Raw genomic sequence first — 4,619 nt, forward strand, 5'->3', positions numbered from 1 at the left:
AGCGCGTTTTGCAACTTTTTCGATGCTTAATTAAGGATAAAAATTTCGTTTAGGAAAACATCTCCCCGCGTAGTGTTGGCACTGCCCCTAGCGGCGGCGAAGAGTTGCTTCGAATGAGATTCTTGTAACCTACAGACTGTAATATGTCGATGCGTTGGTAGTGCACGTTTTATTTTTGCCCATGAAAAAGCGCCCGAGGGGAATCGGGCGCTTTTTCCAGATGTGATGTTGTGTAATGAAAAGGAAGAGAAAATTCGAGGTAAATCTTCTTTACGATACAAAAAGTATTTATCGAAATTATCTCTAATGGGTTGTTTGATTTGTTTATATTATGGCATGGCGATTTCGATTTGTGAAATATCAAGTTTTGATAACTTATAGCTTTTTTCTATTAATGTGTGCTATACTTTAGGAAAATGGGAGAATAAGACAGGGGGAAGAGTTATGACGCTTATCCAGATGCGCTATTTCTATGAGGTCTGCCAATGGCAAAACATCACCAAAGCTGCGGAACATCTGCATGTCTCACAGCCGACGGTCAGTGTGGCTATGCAGGCCTTGGAAACGGAAACCGGGTTGAACCTCTTTCATCGTGAGGGCCGCAAGATTATCATCACGCATGACGGCAGCAAACTGTTGGGAAAAATCAAGCATATTCTCGACCAGATGGATTTGCTAGAGGACGAAATCCAGGATATGGCCCACAATCGCAACCATATCCGCATGGCTCTGCCGCTCCAGCTCGGAACGCAGTTTTTGCCGCTGGTGCTGGGCGATTTCCGCTGGCTGCATCCGGAGATTCGGCTCGATATTATCGAGTCGGGCGGTATCAGCGCCTTGCATATGGTCGAGGATGAGAAACTCGATATCGCATTGACCAACTACGAGAGCGGCTTTAGCAATAAGCTAAACTATCAGAAACTCTTTACCTGTGAATGCTGCTTTGTCACCTATCCGGAGCATCGGCTGGCTGAGCGGGAGTCGGTATCGCTGGAGGACTTTGTCGATGAGCCGCTGGTCATGCTGGACAGCAGTTTCTTTGTCTATCACATGGTTCACGACATGTTTGCCAAAGAGGGCAAGAAGGCCAATATCGTACACTACTCGCCCTATCTGCACACCATCAAGACGCTGGTGAAGAGTGGTATCATGTCGACCTTCTTGACGCGGCAGGCAATCCTTCCCGATGATAATCTGGTGGTCATACCGCTGACCGAGCCGTTTTATATTAACTCCGGTATTGTGACGAAGAAGGGGCGTCAAATTTACGAGGATGAGAAGATTTTGATGGATTACCTCCAGAAAATCACGAGCGCTTTGAAATAATTAATCAAAATCCAATTTTCGTTTAAGGACAATAAAAGGTTGACTCTGTAAACTAAAAGCATAATCAAGATAGTGGTAATGCTATAGGGATAAGGAGAACAATCATGAAAGCGAAATGTTGGCAAAAAGGTATGGCTGGCCTGCTGGCTGGCGTAATGAGTTTTGGGATTGTCAGCACGACGATTACGACAACAGCGTATGCTGCTTCGTTTGATACCTCATCGAGCTGGAGTGCCCGTGAGAACCGCGACAGTTCGATTGAGGCAGAGAACCGCCGTCATGAACGGCGCCAGCGCGAGATACAGGAGCGCTACGAACGGGAGCGTCAGACAGAACGCGATATCAAAAAGCAGCGAGAACGCCAGGAGAAAATCGATAAGGAACGCCGGGAAGAGGAGGCGCGTCATAACCAGCGCATGGAGGAAATCCGCCGCCAGCAGCAGCGGGAAGACCAGATTCGCCGGGATCGTGACCGCTACGAGCGGGAGAATGCGCACCGCCGTCACGACAGTGATTCCTCGGATTCGGATAAGGGACATTCCCAAGGTGAAGTAAATACGGCAGCAATTGTCGGCGCCGTTATCGGTGCAATTATTGGCCGGGCTACGGCATAAAAAAACATCCCCGTTACGGGGATGTTTTTTATTGCGCGAAATCGCGGCAGTAGCGGCGGATTTCTGGCAGACGGGAATAGAGGTTATCGCCGGGACAATCGGTGTCGTTAAGGTCGCGATGGCCGACGATGACGCCTTTTTTCATAGGATTGAGCTGATAGGCTTCACAGAGCCAGGCGGTGAGCAGTTTCAGGGAGTCCAGTTGCTCTTTGGTGGGGTTTCCGAGGTTGAAGTTGCCAGCGAGGCAGATGCCGATAGACCGCTGGTTATGGTGGTAGGCGTGGGCGCCAATCATACCTGGACGGCGTCCCTGCTCAATCATGCCGTTTTTGCGGATGAGATAATGATAGCCGATACCGGCCCAGCCGTTATTTTTTTGATGAAATTCGTGGATTTCGGTGGCAGTGGAGTCTTTATCGGTGGGAAAGCCGGTGTTGTGGATGACAATCTGCTCGGTTCCCGGGCGTTTTTCGTATTCGGTGAATTGTAGGAAGCGGTGGTATATGGGCGGTTCCCAGCCTTCGATGCGACGGCTGGCCTCGGTTTTTGTCGATGCGAACAGTGGCAGCAGGTTGCAACCAAGTGAACAAGCTGTGAAAAGACGGATAAAATCACGACGTTTCATAGAGTCATCCTTTCGTATTTCTTGCCTTTGTATTTTAGTCTAAAACCAGCAAAAATGCAAAAATGAGTTAATAATTGACCTGGTCAACCGCATTTTTACGGGTGTAAGTAAAAAATAAAGATAATATTACAAAATTAAATAATAAAAGATTATTTTGTCTTAATCGATAAAAGATACAGGATAACATGTATACAAAATAATCTGTCTCTTCGATATGTACATAATGAAGGAAATGTGTTATCATGGATTTATCATAAATTATCAGGCAAAGGGGCCGTATCTCATATCCCAGTAAGGTGTGAATGCGGTTCTTTTTTGCTAGTTGGAGGAATTATAATATGGCAGAAAAGAAATCTGGTATGAGCCTGGATAAACTGGGCATCTGGATCATCGGCGCGACCATTCTGGGCGCGGCCGTTGGTCTACTCATGGGCAAGTCTGCGAGCATGTTCGCTCCAGCAGGAAATCTCTTTATGCAGTTGATTAAGATGGTTGTTGTCCCGTTGGTGCTGTTTTCGCTGATTGGCGGTGCTGCTTCGCTGGGGAAATCGAGCAGTGCAGGAAAAATCGGTGGATTCACCTTTATCTATTACGGCATTACCACCGCTGTCGCCGTTGCCTTGGGCTTGTTCTTCAGTGAGCTTTTCCGTCCGGGCACTGGCATTGACATGGCAGCCCTCTCCGGTGCTGCGGTGCAGGTGGAGCACATGGAAGAAAGCACGAAGATTCCGGGCTTCTGGGATACAATAACGGGCTTCGTTCCGGCTAACCCGTTCAAGGCGTTGGTTGATGGCAATATCCTGCAGATTATCGTCTTTGCGATGTTCATGGGCTTTGCTTCTACCTATCTGGAGGAAAGCAAGAAGAAGACCATCATCAACTTCTTCAACTATATGACGGAACTGTTTATCAAGATTATGACGGCGATCATGTATGTGGCACCGCTGGGCGTTTTCTGCCTTATGGCCGATGCAACGGGTACCTTTGGCTATGCGGTGCTCGCTAAGATTGCGTATTTGATTTTGCTCTATGTGGTGGTGCTGGCTATCGTTACCTATGGCATGATTGGCGGTTCGGTAGCGCTGTTCTCCAAATGCACGACGTATAAGAATTTCTTCAAGAGCATGTGGAAAGTACAGGTATTTGCTTTTTCGACGGCGTCTTCGATGGCAACTTTGCCGCTTAACATGAATACGGCGATGAAGGAGCTGGGAGTATCCAAGGAAACCACGTCGTTTGCGCTGCCGCTGGGTGCTACCATTAACATGAATGGTAATGCTGCCTACTACGCAATGGCGGCGACCTTCATTGCGCAGATGTATGGCATGGAGCTGTCGTTTTCCCAGTACATGGCTATCATCATCACGAGTACCTTAGGTGCAGTGGGGCAGGCTGGTGTCCCGGGACCGACGCTGCTGGTGGTGGCAGTTCTGGCTGCGGCCAATATCCCCATCGAGGCACTGCCGATTCTCTTTGGTGTGGATCGTATCTTCGACATGCTCCGTACGGCCGTCAACATCACGGGCGATGCCGCTTGTGCTACGATTGTGGATCGCTTCCGCGATGAGAAAAAGACTGCCATGGAACCGGCACTTCATCATTGAGACAAAACGGGACTTTGAAAAATCCCTTTATATTGACATAAAAGATAAAAGCCTCCACAAGTTAGCTGGATTAATCTAACTTGTGGAGGCTTTTACGAATTTATCCACGTAGTTTTTACAAATTACAGTTTGCAGGTCTCATTCGAAGCAACTCTTCGCCACCGCTAGGGGCAGTGCCAACACTACGCGGGAGATGTTTTTCTAAACGAAATTTTTATCTTTAATTAAGCATCGAAAAAGTTGCAAAACGCGCTTCGCTTGAACGGTAGCAATTTTTCGACGAACGGTGAGGATAAAAATTTCGTTCTTCACGAAAAACATCAAACGCTTCGTTTATGGCACTGCCCCTAGCGGTGGCTGAGTCTGTGGCAAGTTTCGCAGGGCTACCCCCTCCGAGGGCGCAGCAATTCGTACCGGCTCTAACCGAGGTGGCGGGGGCCCCAGGACCAT

4 protein-coding genes are annotated in these 4,619 nt (G+C 48.2%); 3 read left to right on the plus strand and 1 reads right to left on the minus strand.

The window, feature by feature from the left end:
* Positions 1 to 444: 444 nt before the first annotated feature.
* Together T504_RS0111975 and T504_RS13990 are read left to right on the plus strand one after the other, a co-directional pair.
* Positions 445 to 1,326 carry a LysR family transcriptional regulator gene (locus T504_RS0111975; RefSeq protein WP_033171297.1) on the plus strand — a complete coding sequence of 294 codons (882 nt, stop codon included), beginning with the start codon at positions 445 to 447 and terminating at the stop codon, positions 1,324 to 1,326.
* 104 nt (positions 1,327 to 1,430) lie between these two features.
* Positions 1,431 to 1,940: a hypothetical protein gene (locus T504_RS13990; protein ID WP_051635359.1), complete on the plus strand. Its 510-nt coding sequence runs from the start codon at positions 1,431 to 1,433 to the stop codon at positions 1,938 to 1,940.
* 28 nt (positions 1,941 to 1,968) lie between these two features.
* Here T504_RS13990 and T504_RS14315 read toward each other — a convergent pair whose 3' ends face one another.
* Complete coding sequence (locus tag T504_RS14315) at positions 1,969 to 2,565, minus strand: peptidoglycan recognition protein family protein (protein WP_081823454.1); 597 nt, start codon at positions 2,563 to 2,565, stop codon at positions 1,969 to 1,971.
* 338 nt (positions 2,566 to 2,903) lie between these two features.
* On the opposite strand from T504_RS14315, the gene T504_RS0111990 reads away from it, so the two are divergent.
* Positions 2,904 to 4,169, plus strand: coding sequence for a dicarboxylate/amino acid:cation symporter (locus tag T504_RS0111990; protein WP_051635360.1), 1,266 nt, complete (start codon positions 2,904 to 2,906; stop codon positions 4,167 to 4,169).
* The last annotated feature ends 450 nt before the right edge of the window (positions 4,170 to 4,619 follow it).

This window comes from Selenomonas sp. ND2010, from assembly GCF_000702005.1.
Lineage (GTDB): Bacteria > Bacillota > Negativicutes > Selenomonadales > Selenomonadaceae > Selenomonas_A.